The organism is Faecalibacterium sp. Marseille-Q0746, from assembly GCF_017377595.1.
In the GTDB taxonomy this organism is placed as follows: domain Bacteria; phylum Bacillota; class Clostridia; order Oscillospirales; family Ruminococcaceae; genus Faecalibacterium; species Faecalibacterium duncaniae.
Window position 1 is genome coordinate 1 of sequence record NZ_JAFREI010000026.1, and the last position, 23,272, is coordinate 23,272.

The 23,272-nt window shown below is 55.3% G+C and carries 20 protein-coding genes; 14 read left to right on the forward strand and 6 right to left on the reverse strand.

What is annotated here, in order from left to right:
* Positions 1 to 518 precede the first annotated feature (518 nt).
* The 4 genes from J3351_RS12545 to J3351_RS12560 all read right to left on the reverse strand — a co-directional run bounded on the left by J3351_RS12545 (position 519) and on the right by J3351_RS12560 (position 3,781).
* Positions 519 to 1,118, reverse strand: coding sequence for a site-specific integrase (locus tag J3351_RS12545; RefSeq protein WP_156060267.1), 600 nt, complete (start codon positions 1,116 to 1,118; stop codon positions 519 to 521).
* A gap of 189 nt (positions 1,119 to 1,307) precedes the next feature.
* Entirely contained in the window at positions 1,308 to 2,900 is a 1,593-nt protein-coding gene (locus J3351_RS12550; protein ID WP_156060265.1) for an AAA family ATPase, read from the reverse strand.
* A 117-nt stretch (positions 2,901 to 3,017) separates the two neighbouring features.
* A complete protein-coding gene (locus J3351_RS12555) occupies positions 3,018 to 3,236 on the reverse strand; it encodes a DUF6462 family protein (protein WP_156060263.1) in 219 nt (72 codons plus the stop codon).
* 134 nt (positions 3,237 to 3,370) lie between these two features.
* Positions 3,371 to 3,781 (reverse strand): type II toxin-antitoxin system PemK/MazF family toxin, encoded by a 411-nt coding sequence (locus J3351_RS12560; RefSeq protein ID WP_156060261.1) that lies wholly within the window; start codon positions 3,779 to 3,781, stop codon positions 3,371 to 3,373.
* Positions 3,782 to 3,975: 194 nt separating this feature from the next.
* Between J3351_RS12560 and J3351_RS14375 the strand changes: the two genes are divergently transcribed.
* Positions 3,976 to 4,194: a Fic family protein gene (locus tag J3351_RS14375; RefSeq protein WP_156060259.1), complete on the forward strand. Its 219-nt coding sequence runs from the start codon at positions 3,976 to 3,978 to the stop codon at positions 4,192 to 4,194.
* A gap of 165 nt (positions 4,195 to 4,359) precedes the next feature.
* Here the strand turns inward: J3351_RS14375 and J3351_RS14275 are convergent, their stop codons facing one another.
* The gene (locus J3351_RS14275) at positions 4,360 to 4,491 is read right to left on the reverse strand and encodes a hypothetical protein (protein ID WP_255668704.1); all 132 of its coding nucleotides are present in this window, start codon (positions 4,489 to 4,491) and stop codon (positions 4,360 to 4,362) included.
* Between the two features lie 167 nt (positions 4,492 to 4,658).
* On the opposite strand from J3351_RS14275, the gene J3351_RS12565 reads away from it, so the two are divergent.
* The 12 genes from J3351_RS12565 to J3351_RS12620 all read left to right on the forward strand — a co-directional run bounded on the left by J3351_RS12565 (position 4,659) and on the right by J3351_RS12620 (position 18,454).
* Positions 4,659 to 5,471, forward strand: coding sequence for a MurR/RpiR family transcriptional regulator (locus J3351_RS12565; protein WP_097771690.1), 813 nt, complete (start codon positions 4,659 to 4,661; stop codon positions 5,469 to 5,471).
* Positions 5,472 to 5,755: 284 nt separating this feature from the next.
* On the forward strand, positions 5,756 to 7,273 hold the full coding sequence (locus tag J3351_RS12570; RefSeq protein WP_207697869.1) for an alpha/beta hydrolase: 1,518 nt from the start codon (positions 5,756 to 5,758) through the stop codon (positions 7,271 to 7,273).
* Between the two features lie 130 nt (positions 7,274 to 7,403).
* Complete coding sequence (locus J3351_RS12575; RefSeq protein ID WP_156060253.1) at positions 7,404 to 8,948, forward strand: alpha/beta hydrolase; 1,545 nt, start codon at positions 7,404 to 7,406, stop codon at positions 8,946 to 8,948.
* Between the two features lie 317 nt (positions 8,949 to 9,265).
* Positions 9,266 to 10,576, forward strand: a complete 1,311-nt coding sequence (locus tag J3351_RS12580; protein WP_197036979.1) for a PTS sugar transporter subunit IIC — start codon at positions 9,266 to 9,268, stop codon at positions 10,574 to 10,576.
* A gap of 58 nt (positions 10,577 to 10,634) precedes the next feature.
* Entirely contained in the window at positions 10,635 to 10,934 is a 300-nt protein-coding gene (locus tag J3351_RS12585; RefSeq protein ID WP_156060249.1) for a PTS sugar transporter subunit IIB, read from the forward strand.
* A gap of 3 nt (positions 10,935 to 10,937) precedes the next feature.
* Positions 10,938 to 11,321, forward strand: coding sequence for a PTS lactose/cellobiose transporter subunit IIA (locus J3351_RS12590; RefSeq protein WP_227622542.1), 384 nt, complete (start codon positions 10,938 to 10,940; stop codon positions 11,319 to 11,321).
* Positions 11,305 to 12,093, forward strand: a complete 789-nt coding sequence (locus J3351_RS12595; protein WP_227622541.1) for a ChbG/HpnK family deacetylase — start codon at positions 11,305 to 11,307, stop codon at positions 12,091 to 12,093. The genes J3351_RS12590 and J3351_RS12595 overlap by 17 nt, the downstream gene beginning before the upstream one ends.
* 17 nt (positions 12,094 to 12,110) lie before the next feature.
* Complete coding sequence (locus J3351_RS12600; RefSeq protein ID WP_207697870.1) at positions 12,111 to 13,526, forward strand: PTS transporter subunit EIIC; 1,416 nt, start codon at positions 12,111 to 12,113, stop codon at positions 13,524 to 13,526.
* 41 nt (positions 13,527 to 13,567) lie between these two features.
* Positions 13,568 to 14,959 (forward strand): glycoside hydrolase family 1 protein, encoded by a 1,392-nt coding sequence (locus tag J3351_RS12605; RefSeq protein ID WP_242699408.1) that lies wholly within the window; start codon positions 13,568 to 13,570, stop codon positions 14,957 to 14,959.
* 85 nt (positions 14,960 to 15,044) lie between these two features.
* Entirely contained in the window at positions 15,045 to 16,238 is a 1,194-nt protein-coding gene (locus J3351_RS12610; protein WP_207697871.1) for a macrolide family glycosyltransferase, read from the forward strand.
* Between the two features lie 106 nt (positions 16,239 to 16,344).
* Positions 16,345 to 17,697 (forward strand): GH1 family beta-glucosidase, encoded by a 1,353-nt coding sequence (locus tag J3351_RS12615; RefSeq protein ID WP_207697872.1) that lies wholly within the window; start codon positions 16,345 to 16,347, stop codon positions 17,695 to 17,697.
* 505 nt (positions 17,698 to 18,202) lie between these two features.
* A complete protein-coding gene (locus J3351_RS12620) occupies positions 18,203 to 18,454 on the forward strand; it encodes a DUF6061 family protein (RefSeq protein ID WP_156071159.1) in 252 nt (83 codons plus the stop codon).
* A gap of 62 nt (positions 18,455 to 18,516) precedes the next feature.
* On the opposite strand, the gene J3351_RS12625 is transcribed toward J3351_RS12620, so the two are convergent.
* Positions 18,517 to 19,194, reverse strand: a complete 678-nt coding sequence (locus J3351_RS12625; RefSeq protein WP_197036978.1) for a Crp/Fnr family transcriptional regulator — start codon at positions 19,192 to 19,194, stop codon at positions 18,517 to 18,519.
* Between the two features lie 165 nt (positions 19,195 to 19,359).
* Here J3351_RS12625 and J3351_RS12630 point away from each other — a divergent pair, with 165 nt between their 5' ends.
* The gene (locus J3351_RS12630) at positions 19,360 to 23,232 is read left to right on the forward strand and encodes an acyl-CoA dehydratase activase (RefSeq protein ID WP_242699409.1); all 3,873 of its coding nucleotides are present in this window, start codon (positions 19,360 to 19,362) and stop codon (positions 23,230 to 23,232) included.
* The last annotated feature ends 40 nt before the right edge of the window (positions 23,233 to 23,272 follow it).

Below are 23,272 nucleotides of genomic sequence, written 5' to 3' on the forward strand. Positions count from 1 at the left end.
ATTGTGAAGCTGTTTGATGATTTCTACCTTTTGAGCTCCGTTGTACTTTCGTTGTCCCTTTGGCATACAAAAACACCCCATTTCCTAAACAGTATACCATACTGTCTAACAAATGGGGTGCAGTTCACACAGGTGCAGCGGCTCTTTTATATTGATTCTAGGTTCCGGACGCTCCGGGGACAATTCCGGCAGCTTCGCACAGCTTTGCGCCGGCGGAGCCCCGGCAGCCTTCTTTTACTGGTCGATGGGCTTCATTGTGGGGATGTGGCAAGATTCAGCCCTGTTTTCGTCCAACAGGCTCCAATAACATCCTCAAAACTGGCGAAGTTCATCGGGAACAGTCCGTCAAGCTCCAACACTGTCCACGAAAGTTGTACACAGTTTTGTTCACGACCCATTTTCCAAGGGTCTTGACGGAAACTGGGACGGACTTTGTGGCAGGCTGTTGAACATAACTATCCGTGATGTGCTTCATTGCCCAACAGAGGAGAACATCTCGGTTATTCTGCATCCAGATCTTACCTTATGAGCAGTGCGCTCTGCAAAGCAGTCATGGATGCCTTCTTCTTTTCTTGGGTCGCTTCTGCGTACACATCCATTGTAGTGGAAATATCCGCATGACCCATGATCTCCTGAATGACCTTCAGGTTGGTTTCGTTTTCGCAGAAACGGGTGCAGAACGTATGCCGGAGATGGTGGCAGCTAAAGTTGGGCAGGAGAATCGGGTCACGATCTTCTGCATCAGCCTTGGCTGCTTCTTCCTTATTATAGTCTGCGCAGATTGTATGAATCGTACGATTGATCATTCCCGGCAGATAGACCTTGCCTTCCCCCGTGCAGAACACAAATCCAGAATAACCATCAATTTCATCCGTGGAGAATCCAATCACCTTTTGATACTGATATTCTTCCAGAAAAGCGTCGAACATCTCGTCCAGCATGGGGATGATACGGATACCTGCGCTGGTTTTAGGGGAGTTGACCCGATTGATGCAGGTGCCATCATCCTGCGCACGATAGACCAGATTATGGTTAATATTGATCGTCCGATTCTTGAAATCAATGTCCTGCCACCGCAGACCCAACACCTCGCCAATGCGACAGCCAGTACCGAGCATTACAGTAAACAGCGGATACCATCCGCGATACTATGCGCTGTTGGCGATGTAAAAAGATTATGAAATCAATTTCTGCCGTCCTGCTCCAAGGATACCCGATGTTCTCCGTCTTTGCAAGGATGTCGGACCGATGGGGGACAAAAAAATTCGCCGCATCCGGGAGGAAACGGCGAACCAGTTATGGAATCTTTACTTTTTGATTTTCTCGATCACACACTCATGCTTCTTTGTGGCCTTATCATAATTGATGCCAACTAACAGCAGATTGCCCTGATAATCCTTCAGCGCATTGCCGTAATGCTTCTCCTTGATTTGAGCCAATGCGCCAGCCGCACTCTTGTCCCATTTCAGCTCGATCACTACCGCCGGCTTGTCCAGATGCAGCTTCCGGGGAATCATACAAACATCTGCAAAGCCTTTTCCTGCTGGCAGTTCTCGCACCATCGTGTAGTATTCTCGTGCAAAGTAGAATGCCAGATTGATGGTACAGCTCAACGAATTTTCATCGTTGTATTGAAGAATCGACACTTCTTCGTGTGCCTTATCAATTCCGGCTGCAACAGCATCCGCATCCATCGCCCATAGTGCATCCAGCAGTTTGCGTGATGCTTCTACGGAATCCATCACACCATGCCAGTTCATCGTACTGATGGCATTGACGTACTCCTGCGAAACTTCCTTGTTGGGAATCATCACGGTTTCGTCTGCGCTGTTATAGGTCAGATACCCCAGATGCACTAGCAATGTCAGCACATCGTCCTTGCTGGCAAAGGTAGTCATGTCGTTGCTGAATGTGCCTGTGTTGATTTTTATAGCTTCACCTGCCAGCATTCGGACAACTGCATCCTGCAAGCCATCCATATCCATCTGGATGTAGATTTTTAAGGCTTCATAGGTTTCCGTCTGATTCCAGTAGGTTCCAAACTTGTACCGCAGCATTGCCTCCACCACAGATTTAGGGCTGTACATGGAATAATGTTCATCTCCGGCCTGCCGATGAGCAATCAGGTCATAGCCATCGTACCACGCCTTGGCTTCCTCAAAGTTCATCTGATACTTTTCGCAGAGAGTGGTCACTTCCGATTCGGTAAAACCAAAGTACTCTGCCAGTTCACCGGGGTCGGTCATGGAATACTCGGTGAACATATTCAGCGCAGAATGGGAGCCATATTTCTTGATGGGCAGAATACCCGTCATATAGGCCAGCGCGACATAATCCTTGTCTTTCAGCCATGCCCGCAGGAAGTCCAGATATTTCTTCTGTGCATCCTGATTTTGCTGATATTCCCGGAACAGGCAATCCCATTCGTCGATCAGGATCACAAAAGACCGCTTTGTTTTTGCGTAAATATCTTTCATGACCTGAATCAGGTTGTTCTCATCCCGGAAACGGACTTCCTGAAAATGGTCGGTCAGATCAAAGACCAGATACTTTTGCAGCATCGTCAGCATTTCATCCATGCTGTGCGTCATGCTGAGAAATTCCTGCATATTGACCTTGAGCACATCGTACTGATTCAAATGCTGCTGGTATGATGCCGCATTGCTGATTTTCAGGGAATGGAACAGCGGTGCAGAATCCTCGCCGCGGTCATAGTATGCCGCCAGCATATCCGCTGCCATCGACTTACCAAAACGCCGGGGACGGCTGACACAGAGAAACTTCTGCCGCGTGTTCAAAACCGCATTTGTCTTTTCGATCAGTCCTGTCTTGTCCACATAGATCTCCGAGTTCAGACTTTCCTGAAAGCCTTTGCTGCCCGGATTCAGATAACTGCCCATGCGACACCCTCCCATCTCAGCGAATGTTACTATGTTCATTATACTCTAATCTTCCCAGAATCACAAGAACAGGTTGATTTTATGTATGGCTTCCGGCTGCACACCGAAAGCCAAAAATCACATCCGAAAAGTATCCAGATACTCATCGAAGATGTCCAGATTCACCAATACCAAGCGGCGAATCTTGTAGATTGCTCCTGCTTCTTTTGCAATCTGCTCAAATGTATGCAGCCCCACCGAGTAGAGTTCCTCACTCTCCTGATAGCGGACAAACCGCTTCTTACCTGACTTGACCATAGGCTCCAGTTCTTTGATCTCGTTTCTCGTATATGCCATATCGCACCTCTTTCAGTTCAGATGTTTTTGTTCAGGCGATCAATCAACCGTCCTGCTCCAAGAATATACGGTTGCATCCGTGTTTGCAAGGATGTCAGTCGTATTATTAAATACAGCCTGTATTTATTTTGAAATTATGTCGAATTGCAATTTTTATTGCGAATATTTTCCCGATCCAGTGCCAGACTGCATTTCAGGGCTTTTTCAATTTGCGCCATCTCCCACTCACTGGTCATTCCCATAAAACTGTTGATGCGTTCCTTATCAATGGTGAAGATCTGTTCCAGCAGCACCACAGACGGACGGCTGAACGCAGGGTTCTTCTCAATGAGAACATGGGTAGGCTGGTTTGGCTTTTTGGAGACTTTTGAGGTTACAGCAGCTACGATCACGGTCGGTGCGAATTTATTTTCTGTATTATTTTGAGTCACGATAACAGAACGTTCACTCCCCTGCTCAGAACCATAGTGCGGATCAAGGTCTGCGAAGTAGATCTCGCCCCGGCGAAAACCAAAATCTCTCGTCACATAAACGATAGCGGTCATCCCCCTTTTTCTCTATGTAGGCAAAAGCCGCCCTTTCGGACGGCTTTTGCGGTGAAAGGAAAACTGCCTTTGAACAGAAATATTAATAAGCGCATTGAGGGAACCATAGCCGAAATGGTGGAAGAAGCGCTTGCCTTCTGTAAGCGAAACATGAAAACCGTCGCGGAGAATTTGTGGTGACTCTCCGTCATTCCATGGAGCCGGCAGAACCGAGTTGTGATGGGGCACAGACGGACTTGCTTTCCTATTGCACAGTTCCGCGCATCCGGCAGGAAATTGCTGCCTTTTTGGGAATTAAGACGGCCTCCTATGCTATCCGCCAGTATGTACTGCCGCTGGTGGAAACAAGCAAACTGAAGATGACGATCCCGGATCGCCCGGGCAGCCCCAGGCAAACTTATTACAAGGCCTGAGTTTTCGGGCAAAGCAAAATTACAGCCTGCCAGTCATATTGGACCGGCAGGCTGTTTGCTTGAACGAGGTGTTTTTATAATGCCTCTGAGGCAGCGATAGTGATTGCCTCGCTTCTTGGACCACTTTTTCATGGGACCCGATGATGTACTGGTTTATTTGTCCCTTCATCTTTTTCTGGAGAGAAGGGAGACAGTCAAGATGGCCCCCACCAGCTTCATCTGGAGAATCCGCTTTTTCTGCTTCTGGGGGAAATCATAGATGCCGTGGGCCTTGTAGAACTTGTGGTCTGCCTTCATCAGCCTTTGCTTGACGGATACTGTAAAGCTGAATCTGGATTTTGTCGACCGGTGGTCATGCTGGATTTGACGGCCTGCATCCCGGGAAAGTTTGGGTTTGACAGAATACTGACGGGTGTGTTACAATAAATCCGATTGGAACAAATGGTGCAGGGAGGGCTGTAGGGATGAATAATGTGAAAATGATGGGCTCCCTGTTGGACCGTCTGCTCAGCTATGTGAGCTCGGCGCCGGAACGGGACGCAAACTACGACATAGCAGTGGCACTGCTGCGGAATTACTCCCAGCTGAAGGGGCTGGCCCTCAGCCAGATCGCAGACCTGTGTTATACTTCCAACGCATCCATTTCCCGCTTTTGTCGGTTTCTGGGCATGGACAATTTCAAGGAGTTTCAGTCCTGGATGGAACGGGATTTTACCATGCGGACCGACTATTCCCGCCAGTTCTATACTATGCTCCACAACAACCAAGAAACTGCCATCAGCGCCTACAGGGACGCTCTGATCGGCAATATCTACACCACCATTGCCCCCGAAAATGCCCAGGTGATCCCCGACATTGTCAAGACGCTCCACGACTGCGGCAAAGCCGCCTACTTCTCTCACCACTTCCTGTGGGACATCGGCCACTACTTCCAGAGCAAAATGATGATGATGGGCCGCTATGTGGAGCTGTTCATGGACTATGCCACCCAGCTGGAATGCGCCCGCAGCCTAACCGAAAAGGACTTTGCCATCATCTGCAGTGTGGGCGGCAGCTATCTGACCCGATACCCCGACATCTGCAACGCTATCCTGTCCAGCGGGTGCAAGATGCTGATCATCACCCAAAACCTGGCCAGCCCCTATCTCAACACCGCAGACTTCATCCTCCAGTGCGGCACGACCAATCGCAATGATGTGGGCAAATATGCGGCGCTGATGGCCAACGACCTGATTCTGATGGGGTATTTGCGAGCCTACGACAAAGCATTTCAATAAGGAATACCATTTTAAAGACCGCAGTTGCGCATAGCGCACCGCGGTCTTTTTTTGCGGTCTGCACAAAAAACGGCTGAAACTTTTTTCGATCTTTCAAAAACTGAAAAAGAAAATCAGCTCCTGAAACAGAGCAAATGCATTTGAAACCAAATTGTATTCCATACATGTTATAATTTTAGTGCAAGATGACTGAAATTGCAGAAGTGAAAAGCCGTCTTTCCACAGTCTATGTGTTTGGAAGAAAAAAACAGATGAGCGGATTGCAAAGAAAGGAGATCAATCAGATGAGAAAATGGAACAAACGACTTTTGTCCGGGTGCCTGCTGGCAGCCCTGCTGCTGTCGATGAGTGGGTGCCAGCAGGGCAACACCACCTCCAGTGCTGTGTCGTCGCAGGCTGTATCCTCGGCTGCAGCGTCCAGCGAGGAAACAACGGAGGGCCCGGTCGAGACCTATCACGATATGCCGGTCCAGACCCTGGATCTGGACCCAAGCGACCCCGATTACTACCAGAAAGCCCTGGAAACAGAACTCTATAACTACAAGTTGATCCGCAACGTGCCCACGGCCTATCAGGCTGAAAGCTGGGATGCCTATACCGCAACGGCCAACACCCTGCTGAACATCGACCCAGACAACATCGACGATGTCTCCAAGAGTATGATTGACAATGCGGTGGCCCAGCGGGAAGCACTGGTTCAGGATGCACCGGCAGCCGACTGTATGTGGTACATCTGGGGGGATGCACCGGCCACAGCCGAGACGGTGGAGGTCTCCGACTTTACCGCCGAGAGCTATGACAACGCCGATATGAAACCCTTCCTGGTGCCCTATCTGGTGGAGGACCAGTTGGCAGCCAAGGGCAATATGATTGTGATTGCTGGCGGCGGTTATTCTTCCCGCGGCAACGCCATGGAAGGTTATCCCATCGCCGAGGCCTTCCAGGATTTGGGCTACAACGCCTATGTGCTCCAGCGACGGGTGGCCCCCTACAGCCAGGAAGATACCTGGCTGGATATGCAGCGGGCTGTCCGGTATCTGCGATATAATGCCGACAGCCTGGGACTGGGCGGTATGGACTGTATCGCCGCCAGCGGCTTCTCGGGCGGTTCGGGCACCATCCTGGGAGAAGTGGCCAACCTGTATGGCAATGTTCAGCCCACCCTGTATGATGCAGATTATGCCTCCGACGCAGTGGATCAGATGAGCGCTGATCTGGACGTGGTCTGCCCCCTGTACGGCCCCCAGTATGACGGAGAGCATACCAGCGACTACGCGGGCCTGATCACCGAAAATCCCAATTTGCCCGCCATGTTCCTGGCTGTGGGTGAAAACGACGCCACCGGCGCCATGCCCGACATTTGGACTCTGGCCAATTCGGCCCGGGGCAAGACAGTGGTGGAAGTTCACACCTTTGCCGAGGTAGGCCACGGCTTTGGCGCCGGCCTGCAAGGCACTACTTCCACCTATTGGATTCCCATGGCAGACACCTTCATTGACCTGGTGATGGGTCGCGGTGAGGCCGGCGTCGGCGAGGCGGCAGAAATCCCCGAGGGCTATACCCAGGTGCAGCAGTATACCTTTGAGGGCGGTTTCGGCAAGGCAGATGTGACCTGCGCCGTGGACGATGCAAAGACCAAAGTGTATATGACGTTTGTGGCCTTTGACCAGCAGCAGGTGGTGGAAGGCGTGCTGAACGACGGCATCATTACCGTCACCTATGACCTGTCCGGTTTTATGACCAATGACGCCCAGGCCATCTACAATGCCGCTGACCAGAACAACTGGCAGCCTGTGGCATGATGGGCCAAAGGCAAGTGAACTGCAAATCGGCCGTGTGAAAAAAACGGCTTCGGGAAACCTGCGGGAGGTGATGGTTTTCGGCCCTGCATGACCTGTGGTATGCAAATCTCAGATACAAGGAGGAATTGTTATGAAAAACAAGAGCGTCAAAACCATGGTGGCAAGCGTCCTGGCAGTCGGGCTGATGATGGGTATCCCGGCGTCCGCCTTTGCGGTCAGCCCCGGGGGTATGTCTGTTCCCTCTGCCCAGTCGGTGGATTCCAGCGAAAACTGCGCCCAGATCCTGGACTGGCTGGGCATCCAGATCCCCCGGCATTTCGACAGTCAGGCCCCTTACAAAATCAACACCCTGTCTGAATCCGACCCCAACTACTGGCAGGCTGAGTGGGAAACCCAGGTTTACAACTACAAGATGGTCCGCAACTATCCCACCCTGTACACCCAAGACGCCTGGGATGCGGCCCAGAGCGCAGGCACCGTCATGATGGGCCTTCATCCCGAATCCCTGACCGACGCCAACAAACAGCAGATCCTGGAAGCCCGTGATGCCATTGCCGCCCTGGCTGACCATCAGCTCAAGCCTTACAGCGACGGCATCAACGGCGAAGTGATCTACCTGTGGGGCGACGATATGCCTGTCACCACCCTGGCGGAGGATTTGCAGTTCCCTCTGGTGAACTATGAGGGTGAGTCGGTCTACGACAACGCCGATTTCCAGCCATTCCTGATCCCTTACCTGTTGGATGATCCCAGCTCGGCCAAAGGTACCATCATTGTCGCCTCCGGCGGCGGCAACACCAGCCGCAGCAACCCGGTGGAGGCCTACGCCGTCTGCCCCGAGTTCAACAAGCTGGGCTACAACTGCTTTTTGCTCCAGCGCCGGGTGGCCCCCTATAACAACGATGACATCGTTATGGACATGCAGCGGGCTGTCCGTATGGTAAAATATTATTCTGACCAGTGGGGCATTGACCTGGAGGGTTCGCTGCTGGCTGTGTCCGGCTACTCGGGCAGCGGCGGCAACATCCGCACCATGCTGGAAAAATTTTACGGCAACATCACCCCCAGCCAGTTTGACCCTGACTACGTCTGCGACGCCGTGGACGCCGTCAACAGCGATGTGGACGTGGCCCATCTGATCTACTCGGGCGCCCCTATTGAAACGGAGAACCCCAACCTGCCCCATATGTTCATCGCCGTGGGTGCTGACGACCAGTGGGAAGGCAGCCTGGAGCTGTTCAAACAGACCTATGACCTGGGCCTGGACCCCGAACTCCATGTCTACGGTCTGAACGGCCACGGCTTCGGCGCCGGCATGGAGGGCACCTCTTCCATGACCTGGATGGAGACCTGCGACCTGTACATGCAGAAGGTGATGGGCTATGCCGAGATTCCCTTCACCGGCGAGATCCCTGCTGAGTACACCCTGACTCAGCAGATCCATGTCAACTGGTTCCCCATCGGCGATGACGTGACGGTGAACGTCTACACCACTGCCGACGGCGGCAAGTGCCTGTTCACCTTCTTCGGATGGGGTGAAAATATCATGGTGGAAGGCCTGCTGATCGGCGGCCATGTGGCCAGCGTGACCTACGACAGCGTGGGTTACTTCGGCCAAGATGCCGCCAAGATGTGGGATCTGGTAGACCCTGCAGCCTGGGTTCCTGTCAATTGAAAAACGGCATGCTGTCCACGGGCCTGAATACCCCCGTCAGGTGAACGGCTGAGCCACAGAAAACCCAGCGCCCCGGGAGCATTTGGCTTCCCGGGGCGCTGGGTTTCGTGCGGTCAAATTGCACAAAAACCAGCAAAAATGTTTTTCTGCTTTTCAAAACGTGAAATGGAAACGGCCACCCTGAAAGGCTGGAGCTGTGCTTGTAACCAAATCAAATGCCGGATGTGATATACTTTTGGTGCAAGGAGGAAAAGCGAATCTGCAGAGCTGCTGCCTTCCCAAAACGTTCGTTTCAAGAAAGAAGGAGGAATCTTCCCATGACGGAGACAAAGAAAAATCCCATCGGGCAGTTCATTGAGAACACACTGGTGCCCATCTCCACCGCATTCGCCCAGAACCGATACGTCCGCTGCATCGGCACAGGCTCCCAAAACCTGATGGCAATCATCATGATCGGCGCAGTGTTCAATCTGTTGAACAGCATCCAGATTGACCCCTACCAGAGCTTCATCCAGGCGACAGGAATCGCAGCCTTCCTGAACGCCGTCTACAATGCCTGCATGAACTTCATGGGCGTGTTCATGGTGTTCAGTGTGGGCTACGCCGGGGCTAAGATTTTCGGCCACGATGAGATGGCCTTCAACAACGGCCTGATGTCCCTGATGTCCTACCTGATCATGGTGCCCGTGGCCACCAACGAGGTCGGCAGTACCGTCGTCGTCCTGGACTACCTGGGCAGCCACGGCGTATTCCTGGCCTTCATCCTGGGCATCATGGCCACCAAGATCAACATTGCCCTGGTGGAGCGGAACATCACCATCAAAATGCCTGCCGGCGTCCCTGAGAACGTCACCCAGTGCTTCACTTCCATCATCCCCGGCGCTGCCATCGCACTGGTGTCCAGCCTGCTGCGGGGCCTGTTTACCCTGACTCCCTGGGGCAACGTCATCGACGCCGTCTACGCCCTGCTCCAGACCCCTCTGGCCAACATCACCGGCAGCCTGGGTGGCTTCATCATTCTTCTGCTGCTGGCCCAGATCCTTTGGTTCTTCGGCGTCCACGGCTCCTACACCGTGCTGGCCATCCTCTACCCCCTGTGGTTTACCTACCTGCCTGAGAACACCGCTGCTGCTGCAGCCGGCCTGCCCATCCCCCACATGTGGAACACCTCCATGTACGACTTTGCCTGCAACGGTGGCTGCGGCTGCACCCTGGGTCTGGTGATCGTCATGTTCCTGTTTGCCAAGTCCAAGCGCTACAAAGAGTTCTCCAAGATCGTCCTGCCCTGCGGTATCTTCAATATCAACGAGCCCCTGGTCTACGGCATGCCCCTGATGCTGAACTTCACCATGCTGATCCCCTTCATCGTCACCCCCATCCTCTCCCTGGTCTTTGCATGGGCCGCCATCACCCTGGGCCTGATGCCCTGCCCCACCGGCCTGATCGGCATGAACACCATGCCCATCTTCATCTACGGTGTGATCCAGGGTTCCTGGAAGATCGGCATCTATCAGATCTTGATGACCATCATGAGCGCCGCCATCTGGTATCCCTTCTTCAAGGCCGCTGACAACCAGGCTGTGGCCGAGGAAAAGGCCGGCGCAGTCGCTGAGCAGTCCGAGGAATAAGAAACAAAAACAATAAATCCGAGCTTTGCATTGCTGATTGATACGGAGGTACCCAACTATGACGAAAATTGTTCTTTTGTGCGCTGCCGGTATGAGCACCAGCGCTCTGGTTCGCAAGATGAAAGACGCAGCCAAGGCCGAGGACTACGAATGCGATATTTCGGCCCACTCGGTGTCGGAGGCCAAGAATTACCAGAGTGCTGACATGATCCTGCTGGGGCCCCAGGTCCGCTACCGCCTGAAAGAGGTGCAGGGCGAGCTGCCGAACAACAAGGTGGAAGTCATCGACATGAAGGACTACGGTATGATGAACGGCAAGGCCGTTCTGGACCACGTCCGCAAGGTGCTGGAGGGCTGAGCCATGGCAATTTCCGTGGAAGAAGCCCGGGCCATGACGGAAGAACAACTTCAGGAAACGATCACCGAAATCGCATTTGAGATAATCGCGAATGTGGGCACCGCCCGGGGCATGTATATCGAAGCCATCCAAGAGGCCAAGGCCGGCCATTTTGACCAGGCCGAACAGCTGATGAAGGACGGCAAGGAAGCCTTTGTCCAGGGCCACCACGGCCACGCTGACTTGCTGGAATGGCAGGGCCAGGGCCTAACCTGGAAGACCAACATTTTCCTGATGCATGCCGAGGATCAGCTGATGGCTGCCGATACCTTCGAGACCATCGCCAGCGAGTTCATAGAAGTACACCAGGAACTGCAGGAGCTGAAATCCCGTGACGGAAGAGGTTAAGACCATGAAATATCTGCTGATTCGCGCCGATGATCTCGGCTACTCGGAAGGGGTAAATTACGGTATTGCGGCGACCGTAGCTGCCGGGCTGGTGCGCTCTGTGGGCGTCATGACTAACATGCCAGCTGCCGTCCACGGCCTGGGGCTGCTGCATGGCCATTCCCTATGCCTGGGTCAGCACACCAACATCTGTGTGGGCCGGCCCCTCACCGACCCTTCCCACATTCCCAGCTTGTGCACCCCCGAAGGGGAATTCAGGCCCAGCCGCACCTACCGGGAGGCCGCCAAAGCCGGCCGTGACTTTGTGGTTTTGGAGGAAGTCATCGAGGAAATCGAGGCCCAGTACCGTCAGTTCAAGGCCCTTACCGGACGGGAGCCGGATTACTTTGAGGGACACGCAGTGGCCAGCGCAAACTTCTTCAAGGGGCTGGAGATTGTTGCCCAGCACCACGGCCTGCCCTACTTTGCCATGGGCCGTCCCGGCGAGGCAGTAATCTTCCGGCATACCCGGGTCTATGCCTATATGCCCAGGGACTTCAAGGCCTATGAGGCCGACCCCTTCACCGGGGTCCAGGATGCAGTGGCCCACGCCCATGAGGGAGCTTGCGACTTGATGGTCTTCCATCCGGGATACATCGATGCTTACTTGCTGGATCATTCTACCATGACCACCCCCCGGGTGCGAGAGGCCGCCATGCTCTGCCGGCCCGAGGTCCGTGCCTGGCTGGAACAGCAGGACATTCGGCTTGTCACTTACAACGATCTGACTTGAAACAGGAGAACATAAAAATGACAGACAACAAAAAAATAGCCGAGCAGGTCCTGAGAGCGGTGGGCGGAGCGGCCAACCTGAAGGACGCCACCCACTGCATGACCCGCCTCCGCCTGTATCTAAAGGACGACAGCGTCCCCAAAGATGACGACGTGAAGAAGATCTCTGGCGTGCTGGGGGTTGTCCGCGGCGGCCAGCAATATCAAATCATCATTGGCACCAATGTGCCCAAAGTGTACGAGGAACTGTGCAAGCTGGCAGGCATCAGCGCCAACGCCGCCGTCAAGGATGATGCGGCCGCCGCTGAGGATGCCTCCATTGCCAGGCAGAAGCTGACGTTCAAGCAGGTGCTCAAAAATATCATGGGTTATCTGGCGGGCTGTATGACCCCCATGATCCCGGTGCTGCTGGCCGGAGGCTTGTTCCGTGCCGTTAATTCCATCTTTGGCCCCGACTTGTTGGGACTGTACACCCTGGAAAGCAACTTATATATCCTGTTTGATTTCTTGTACGATGCGGCGTTTTACTTTATGCCTATTCTGGTGGGTTACAATGCCGCCAAACAGCTGGGTGTCAATGGTATGCTGGGTTCTTTCATCGGCAGTATTCTGATGGTGCCCGATTTCGCGGCTTTTGCCACCAACGGTCAAACGTTCACGGTCTTTGGCATCCCTGCTACCGTGACCAATTACGCCCAGACTGTTTTGCCCATTATGCTGTCGGTGCCCCTGTTCTGCCTGGTCTATAAGATCGTCAAAAAGTTCATGCCCGATCTGCTGACCACCGTTTTCACTCCGTTCCTCAGCCTGCTCATTTCCATGCCCTTTATCCTCTGCCTGCTGGCGCCTTTGGGCACTATTGTGGGCAACGCCATCAGCGGCGGCCTTGCCTGGTTCGGTATGACCACCGGCTGGTTCGGTGTAGCTGTCATCGCCGCCCTGTGGGAGTTCCTGGTGATGAGCGGTATGCACCTGGCCCTGATGATGCCCATGATGGCCGATTTCTTTGAAACCGGTATTGGCAGCGGACCTATGAACGCCGGCAACTTTGCCACCTGGGCCTGCTTCGGTGTAGCGCTGGGCGCAGCGCTCCGCCTGAAAAACAAGGACGATCGCAGCACATCCTTTGCAGCCTTCGCTTCCGGCATTCTGGGCGGCGTCACCGAACCCACTCTGTATGGCATCTGCTTCCGCTTTACCCGTTGCTTTGTAACGATGGCCGTTGGCGGCTTTGTGGGCGGCGCCATCGCCGGCATATTCGACCTCAAGGGATATGCAATGACCTCCGCCAACTTCCTGTCTCTGCTGTGCTATGTGGGCGGCACCAACGCCAACATCGCCGTTGGCGTGGTAGCTTCCTTCTCTTCCCTGATTGTAGCAGCAGTCCTGACTTATTTGTTTGGCTTTTCCAAAAAAGATTTGGAGGACGTTTGACTGCGTGATACCATAAAATCAAAAAGGCTGGTGTTATCGACTTGACAAAACAAATGATTTTCCCCACCAATTTCCTCTGGGGCGCGTCTACCAGCGCCTTTCAGGTAGAGGGCGGTTACAACGAAGGCGGCAAGGGCGTTGCCACCACCGACCTAGGGGCACGCCGCCCCGGCATCGCCGACAACAAAGTGGCCGCAGACCATTACCACCACTGGAAAGAGGACGTGGACCTGATGGCTGAGCTGGGCCTGAAGGTCTACCGGATGGGCTTTGCCTGGAGCCGCATCATGCCGGATGCCACCTGCACCCCCAACCCCGAGGGACTGGCCTTTTACGACAGGCTCATCGACTATCTGTTGGAAAAAGGAATCGAACCGCTCGTTACTCTCTATCACTTCGAGTGTCCGCAGGCGCTGGTGGACGCCTTCGGCGGCTGGCTCGACCGCAAGATGATCGACGCCTATCTGAAATACGCCGAGGTCTGCTTTACCCACTTCAAGGGCCGCGTCAAGCGGTGGGTCACAGTGAACGAACAGCTCATCGCCACCGCCGCCGGCATCATGAACGGCAACTTTGAGCAGGACAAGCAGAAGAACCTGCAGAACATCTACCAGATGAGCTATCATGTCTCGCTGGCCGAGCACCGGGCTATTTCGCTGCTGCGGCAGATCGACCCGGAAGCCCAAATCGGCCCGGTGTGTGCTATCCAGGTGGTCTATCCCCAGTCCAGCCGCAGCGAGGATATTCTGGCCGCCGAGAACGCCGAAGAACTGATGGAGTTCTACCTGCTCGATCTGAGTGTCCGGGGCGAATATCCCCCCTATGTGGCCAGCTACTTAAAGAGTCATGGACTTTACCCCCAGACGCTGCCCGGAGATGCAGCCGTGCTGAAAGCCTCGACCCCCGACTTCATCGGCATCAACTACTATTTCAGCATTTGCGCCAAAGTCAAGGAGGGTCCCGTCAACTACGACCAGCCGCCCTTCTGGGTGTCGGACGCCTTCGACATCTGTGATAATCCCCACCTGCGCAAAACCGAGTGGATGGATAAGGGCATTGACCCGATGGGCCTGCATATTGGGATGCGCAAGGTCTATAATCGCTACCGTCTGCCCATGATCGTCACCGAAAACGGCATGGCCTATAGCGAAACACTGGGCCCGGACGGCCAGATCCATGATCCCTACCGCATCGAATACCTCAAAGAGCACATCGAACAGCTGGCCATCATGATTGACGAGGGACTGCCGGTGTTCGGCTATTGCCCCTGGAGCTTTGTAGACGTGGTGTCCAGCCACCAGGGCTTTGCCAAACGGTACGGCTTAGTCTACGTGGACCGCACCGAGACCGATCCCAAGCAGTGCGCCCGGGTGAAAAAGGACAGTTTCTACTGGTATCAAAAAGTGATCACCAACAACGGCCTGACAGAATAAGCCATCACCTATTTTCCCCGCAGCCGTGCGGGCAACGTCCTGCGCTGCCTGCATGGCTGTTTTGTTGTTTGAAAGGAGTTTTTGTATGCATATCGCATTCGTATCGCTGGGCGCCTTCGGGCACATCAATCCTACCCTGGCCCTCGTCACCGAACTGGTGAAGAAAGGCGTCCGGGTGACTTATTTCACCACTGAAGCCTTCCGCACTATCATCGAGCCCACCGGGGCAAAGTTCGTCGCCGTACCCTCCTGGATGGCGGAAAACGACAAGCATAATGAGGGCGGCGAAAAGAAAGAGGATGACGGCGGAGTGGCCGCCGCGGTGCCCTTCCTGTTCTTAAACGAGGCAGGAGCCTACATCGACACTGTGCTGGACACCCTGAAAAACGACAAACCCGACGCTGTCGTCCACGACTTTGCGGGCATTGCCGGCACAATCGCGGCGGACAACCTCAAGGTTGCCAACGTCATGCTCTACACCAGCTACCCCTCCAACGACAGCTACTCGGTAGCCGCCGGGTTCGAGAACTGCCCGCCGGACCACCCTCTGCGCAAAGCCGCGGCGCAGTTGGCCCAGACCTATGCCGAAAAATATGGCTGCCGCCTGCTGACTGTCAAGGAAATCTTTGACGGCCACGGGGACTTCAACCTGGTCATGATGCAGAAAAAGTTGGTTCCCAATTACGAGACTTTCGATGACAGTTTCGTGTTCACCGGGGTACAGATCGGCAAGCGGACCGCCTTCGGCAGCTGGAAGGCCCCCGACAACGGCAAACCCCTGCTGTACTCTTCCCTGGGCACCGCCTTCAACAACTGGCCGGAGTATTACCCTATCCTGTTTGACGCAGTCCGGGACCTGGACATCAACGTCTTCGCAGCCCTGGGTTCCATCGACCCCGCCAGCCTGAAGGACATCCCCGCCAACGTAGAAGTCGGTCAGATGGTACCCCAGCTGGATATCCTGTCCCAGGCGTCGGTGTTCATCACCCACGCCGGCATGGGCGGCACCGGCGAGGCCATCTACTACGGCGTGCCCATGATCGCCATTCCCCAGATGGAAGAACAGGCTATCACCGCCCGCCAGATCGAGAAGCTGGGCCTTGGCTGCGCCTTCCTGGACAAGAACGCCATCACCAGCGAAAGCCTGAAGGCTGCCATCGTCAAGCTGCTGACCCAGCCTTCCTACAAGGCCACTGCTGCGGAGTTCAGTGCAGATATGAAGAGCCTGGGCGGCGCCAAGGCTTCCGCCGAGGCCCTGCTGCACTTCCTAAAACATTAACAAGCTATCTTCCCTCTGTCCCAGTTTGCCGGGGCAGGTACTTCTTTTTCGCAATCCTCCGCCTGACCCCAGGCGGGGGATTCTTGAAATACAAGGAGGACAGATTATGACCACCTTCCCCAAAGATTTCCTGTGGAGCGCATCCACAGCGGCCACCCAGATCGAGGGCGGCTGGAACGCCGACGGCAAAGGGGAGTCCATCTGGGACACCCTGGTCCATGACGGCACCGGCAAGATCGCCCACGGCGAGAACGCCGACATCTCCATTGATTTTTACCACCGCTGGCGAGAGGATGTGGCCCTGATGAAGCAGATGGGTCTGAAGGCCTACCGGTTTTCCATCAGCTGGCCCCGGGTGCTGCCGGAAGGCGTGGGCCGTGTGAACGAGGCAGGCATCCGGTTCTACCAGGACCTCTGCGACGAGCTGCTGAAAAACGGCATCCAGCCACTGGTGACCCTCTACCACTGGGACCTGCCCACCGCCCTTTACCGGCAGGGGGGCTGGAAGAACCCTGCCAGCCCCGACTGGTTTGCCGAGTATGCGGAGGTCGTATCCAAAGCCCTGGCGGGCCGGGTGGAGTACTGGCTCACCTTCAACGAGCCCCAGATGTTCTGTGGCCTGGGGCTGGTGGCAGGAGTTCACGCACCCTTTGAGCACAACGACGACCAAACCATGATGGGCATCACCAAACACATCCTGCTGGCCCACGGCCGGGCGGTGCAGATGCTGCGGCGCAACTGCCCCGGCACCAGGGTGGGCATGGCCCCCACCGGGGACTGCTGCCTGCCCAAGGACGACTCCCCGGAGGAAGTGGAGAAGGCCCGGCAGAAGTCTCTGAGCGACTACCCCGGCTACATCATGTCCAATACCTGGTGGGCCGACCCGGTATTCCTGGGGCAGTACCCCGCCTGGGCCAAGGAGAAGTTCGGGGACCAGCTGTACACCATGACCCCAGAGGAGTGGACCCTGGTGTCCCAACCCCTGGACTTTTACGCTTACAACTGCTACCAGGGCACGGTGGACATCGTCCCCGACCCCTCCAAATACGATGCCTACGCCTACCAGGGCAGCCCCCAGACGGCGGCGGCCTGGAACATCACCCCCAAGGTGCTGTATCACGCCAGCAAGTTCTGGTTCGAGCGGTACCACCTGCCCATCCTCATCACCGAAAACGGCTATTCGGGCCTGGACTGCGTCATGCTGGACGGCGAGGTTCATGACCCCCAGCGGATTGACTTTCTCCACCGGTATCTGCTGGAGGTGGCCCGCGCCATGGCAGACGGCATCCCGGTGATCGGCTATTCGGTGTGGAGCCTGTTCGACAACTTCGAGTGGGCGGCGGGCTACAGTTGCCGCTACGGCCTGATTTATGTGGATTACCCCACCCAGCAGCGGATCGTGAAGGATTCGGGCTGGTGGTACCGGGACGTGATTGCCTCGAACGGCGCGAACCTGTAAGGGCGCGGTGCCAAAACATACATAAAGAGGTCGCTCACTGTGCAGACAAGCACAGCGGGCGGCCTCTTTGTCTTTCTCAAACCCTGCCAGGGAACCGGTGGTTTATTTGTCCGTATAGGCCCTCTGCACATTTTTGCACACTTTTTGCACACCGGAACGGCTAGATAACGGATGCGAGAGTGGATAACAAGTGCAAAGGATACAGAAGACGCAAAACTTAAATTTGCGATAAAACAATAAAAAAGACCGATCTGCGCAATTTTGAAAATTGACAATTGTTGCATGCTGGTTTCTCTTAATCAGTGGGCCCAGGGTTCGAGTCCCTAGAGGTGCACCACAACAACAAAATCCGAACTTTTTTCCGATAGGAGAAGGGTTCGGATTTTTTGTATTCTTCGGAAAACAGAACGAATCTCTTGCTTCCATCGAAAAACGTCCCAGACCTTATCATAAGAAAGCACGACAGACCACGGTAAGAGTGCCGTAAGGCAGAAAGGACAAAATTATGAAATACGATGCAAGAGTTTGTTCGTTCAACATGGACGCCGGGTGCGTGGAGCTGCTGCTCTGGGATGGGAGAAAAATCTCTATCGACTGTACCGGGGTCGAGGATGCGTTGGACGTTACCATGGCGCAGAGGTCGGAGTTGGAGTATCTCATCTATAACGACCCTCTGGCGTATGCAGACCTGATTCTCAACGGTGAACCGGAGGAGTATCTGAGGAATGTGGCAGGAAGCCACGGACTAGAGGATTAAACGCAAAAACAGGGTGCGCTCCGAAGGACGCACCCTGCCTTCCTTTTATTTCAGTTTGAAGCTCAGTGTCGGAGAAAATCATGATCCAGAATCTTGATTCTTGCCCCGGAAAATTCAAGAAGTTTCTCATCCCGCATCCGGCACAATTCGCGGGAAAGCGCGCTGCGGTCTACACAGAGGAAGTCGGCAAGTTCGGTGCGGCTGTACAGCAGATGATAACACCCTTTGCTGTCCGGTGTCAGCGTCTGCAAATAAATTTTCAGCCGATCCCGCAGACGCTTCTGGGCAAGAATGCGCACCTTTGTATTGAAGAACAGAAGCTGCTGCGCCATATCCTGCATCAGATTAGCGGTCACCTGCATCCGACAGGGGCAGGTCATGGTCTGCTGGGACATGAGCGCACTGAAATCCAACCGGAGCACCGTACAGTCTGAGTCGGCCCGCAGGCAGACCGGACTGGTACTCCAGCCGGTACAGGCCAGTTCGGCCCCAAAAATCTGCCCGCTTGCCAGCCGGCAGATGCTGACCTGATTTCCATTTTCATCATACAGAAACTCTTCCACTGTGCCATCCAGCAGGATGCCTGTATTGTGGCTTTGCTCACCCAGTTCCACAAGATGCGTATTGCGGGGATATTGATGCACGCTTGCGTGCAGGCAGTCCAGAACATCCCGGTAGCGGCGCGGCTGGATGCCGTGGAACATTCCGCACTGCTGTAAAATCGAATAATATTTTTCCATGCTCCAAAATCATTCCGTCCGTTGCCATAACAACGGACACATCGAGGTAGTTGTGTTAAACTCTGGTTAGAGCTGTCTAATTTACGACAGCTCTATTATACGGAATGAAGTTTGAAATGTCAAACTCTCAAAGCAACAGGGTTGATTTTTGAAAGGAGCTGTCCCATGTATTCTTTGGGAATGGATCTTGGTACCTCCACGGTCAAAATCGTGCTGATGCAGAACGGAACAGTGGAGAAGTACTGGCTTGCCGTGCATCACGGCAGACCACTTCTGTGCCTGCGGCAGGGCTTGTCGGAACTTGCTATTGGCAGGGACGAGACACTTGCCGTTTGTGTGACAGGTGATAATGCCGGGGCACTACTGGAACGCTGTCCGGTTCTATCAGAATTGGGAGAGATTCCTGCCATCGTGGAAGGTGTACGCAGGCTTGTGCCGCAGGCCGGTTCGATTATTGAAATCGGCAGTCAGGGTGCGCGGTTCATCACGGAAGTCCAGAGCCGGACCCCGCAGTTTGCGGCCAACGAGCATTGCGCAGGCGGCACCGGTTCCTTTTTTGAGGATCAGATGTCCCGTGTGGGCTGCAAGCTGGAGGATTATTCTGCGCTGGTTGAGCAGGCGCAGAGCATTCCGCGGCTTTCCGGACGCTGCGCAGTGTTTGCCAAAACGGATATCATTCACCGCCAGCAGGAAGGTGTTTCCACGCCGGATATCCTGCTGGGATTGTGCTATGCAATGATCCATAACTACAAGGCGACCATTGTGCGGCGGCTGCCGGTCTGCAAACCAGTGGTATTCTGCGGCGGCGTGACCTGCAACTCCGGCGTGATACGGGCTATCCGGGATGTGTTCGACCTGACCGAAGAGGAACTGATCGTCCCGGAAGAAGTGCGTTTTGAAGCGGCCATCGGTGCAGCATGCAAGGCAGAAGGTGCATTTACACTGGCACAGCTGGATGCGTTGTTGAACGATGCAATGGCAACACGCTCCACGACAACTGGGCTTCCCAGACTGGAACTGTTGCCCGGCACTGATCTTTCTGAGCCGAAGGCCACCGGTATCCTCCCGGAGAAGGGCTGTGCGCTGGGCATCGACATCGGTTCCACCAGCACCGACCTTGTTCTGGTGGGGCCGGAGGGTGAACTGGTGGATTTCCAGTATCTGCGCACTGCAGGCGACCCGGAAGGAGCCGTCCGTAAGGGGCTGTCCAGTATCCGGGAACGGTTTGGCGCAGTGCGCTTTACGGCGGTAGGCGTGACCGGTTCCGGGCGGGAGCGTGTCGGCAAGCGCATCGGTGCCGATGCCGTGCGAGATGAGATCACAGCACAGGCAAAAGGCGCTGCGCACTGGGTGCCGGAGGTGGATACTGTCTTTGAGATCGGCGGGCAGGACAGCAAATACATCAGCCTGAAAAACGGCAAAGTCGTGGATTTCCAGATGAACAAGATCTGCGCAGCGGGCACCGGTTCTTTTGTAGAGGAACAGGCCGCCCGCATGGGGATTCCGCTGGCTGAATTTGGCCAGTTGGCGTTGTTCGCAGAGCATCCGGCGGCATTGGGCGAGCGCTGCACGGTATTCATTGAAACGGCCATTGCTTCTGCCGCTGCCGAAGGCGTTCTACAGGCAGATATTGCGGCCGGACTGTGTCACGCCATCGTGCAGAACTACCTGCACAAAGTGGTCGGCTCCAAACCGGTCGGACAGCACATCGTATTGCAGGGCGGTGTGGATTACAATCCCGGCATCGTGGCGGCTTTTCAGGCGGCCTATGGCAGCCGGATCCGGGTCAGCCCGGTGTTCTCCATCAGCGGCGCATACGGCGCGGCCCTGCTGGCGCAGGAAGCGGTGGGCGATACGTCCAGTCAGTTCGTCGGGTTTGACAGCCCGGCACAGGCCGCAGAGGACAGCCGCAGCGCCGAGACCCAAAGAAACATTGATTTTTACCGGCAGGCCGACAACCTGCTTCTGGAAGGCTACACGGGGAAACGCGACCCTCGCAAAAAGACGGTGGGCGTGCCTTTTGCGTTGATGATCCACAAATTCTTCCCGATGGCGAATGCCTTCTTTACCTCGTTGGGCTTCAATGTCGTCCTGACTGACCCCACCAGTGAGGAAACGATCCGGCTGGCTCAGCAGACTGCACAAGGGGAGACCTGCTACCCGGTCAAACTTATTTACGGCCATATGCAGCAGCTCATCGACCAAAAAGTAGATTATATCTTCCTGCCCACCATCCACACGATGAAGCACGAAAAGAGCCGTGTGAAACACAACTACGGCTGCGTCTATATGCAGACGGCAGCCGCATCCATTGCCAAAGCTCTGGACATTGAGAGCAAGGGCATCACTCTGCTCAGTCCGGTATTTGATCTGGACTTCGGGCAGGAAGCCATGGCCACCGCCATGCTGGGGCTGGGCAAAGTACTAGGTATCCCGAAGCCGCTTTGCGCAAAAGCACTGCTCAGCGGTGCCATGGCGGTGCGCCGCCATACTGCCGCAGTGGAAAAGCAGGGCAAAGCACTGCTGGCGACCCTGAAACCGGAGGACAAAATTCTGGTGCTCATCACCCGGAATTATGGCGTTTCCGACCCCATCCTGAACATGGGTATCCCGGAACTGCTGCTGGAACGCGGATACAAGGTCATTACCCTGAGTCATCTGCCCGGCCATGCGCTGGACATTGCGGACGAATACGAAAATCTGTATTATCCGTTCGGACAGCACATCCTGTCCGGCGCAAAGCTCATCGCTCATCATCCGAACCTGTATGCGGTGTATCTGACCAACCACGGCTGCGGCCCGGATACCATGCTGTCCCATCTGTTCAAGCAGGAAATGGGGGATAAGCCCTACTTGCAGATCGAAGTGGACGAGCACTTTTCCAATGTGGGTGTCATCACCCGCATTGAAGCCTTCCTGAACAGCCTGAACCACCGCCCGGTGGAAGTTCTGCCCAAGGACTTTGTGCTGGAGCAGGTCGATATCCGCCCCTGTCATCTCCCGGCGGTGCCGGAAAAGGATTTTCCGCTCTGGTTGCCGCCGCTGGGCGAATACACGGCATCGTTGACCGGATATTTCCGTGCACAGGGGGTGGATGCCCATGCACTGCCGCATCTCAGCGCTCATGCGTTGAGCCTTGGACGTGCCGAGACCAGTGCAAAGGAATATCTGCCCTTCCCTGCTTTGCTGGGCGGCATCCTTGCACAGCAGGAAGCAGACCCGGCACCGGCACAGTTCCTGATCCCGCAGACGCAGGGCGCAGAAGCGGATGGTCAGTATGCCCGCGTCATCCGGGCAGTACTGGACCGCAGAGGAAACCAGAGCGCCAAGCTGGTCAGCCCGATGCTGGAAACCCTGCCTGCAACGGCGCAGGACCGGGATGCCCTGTTCCGTGCACTGCTGGCCGGAGATATCCTGTATGCCGCCCCGGCGGCGATGCGCGCCGGAATTGCTGCTGCATGGGATACACTGCCCGGCTGGGCACAGCTCCACAAGGCCGCGGTAGAGATCGGCAGATGCCCCGCCACGGGCCGCAGGTTTGCCACCGTGGGTACGCCGCTCTGCCTGACCGAGCTGGACAGCGGAGTGCTTTCTACGCTGGAAGCAGAGGGCAGCCAGCTGCTCCGCGCGCCGTTGAGCGAGGCGCTCTGGTTCCTTTGGAAGGACAACATGGATGCCAACAAGCCCTGTGCCAAATGGCTGGAACAGATGGCGCAGGAGATGCAGACCATCGGCGCAGAACTGGGTGCACACAGCACCTTTGCGCAGGACACTGCGGCCCTGTTTGAAACGGCAGACACCATCCTGCCGCACTTTGCGGGCGGGAATGGCCGCTACCGCTATGCAAAAGCAGTAGAGCTTTCCGGGCGGGCGGATGCCGTGCTGACCCTCGCCCCGCGCTATGAAAACGCTGCCACGATCCTGGATATGCGCGGCCTGCGGGATGCCTGCAAGGCACCGTTGTTCCAGCTTTCGCTGGACAATGACTGGGATGAAACGGCGTGGAGCCGCCTGCGTTCCTTCCTGTATTACTGCTGAAGAAACTGAATGACAAAGAACCCGTCCGGAATGCTCCGGA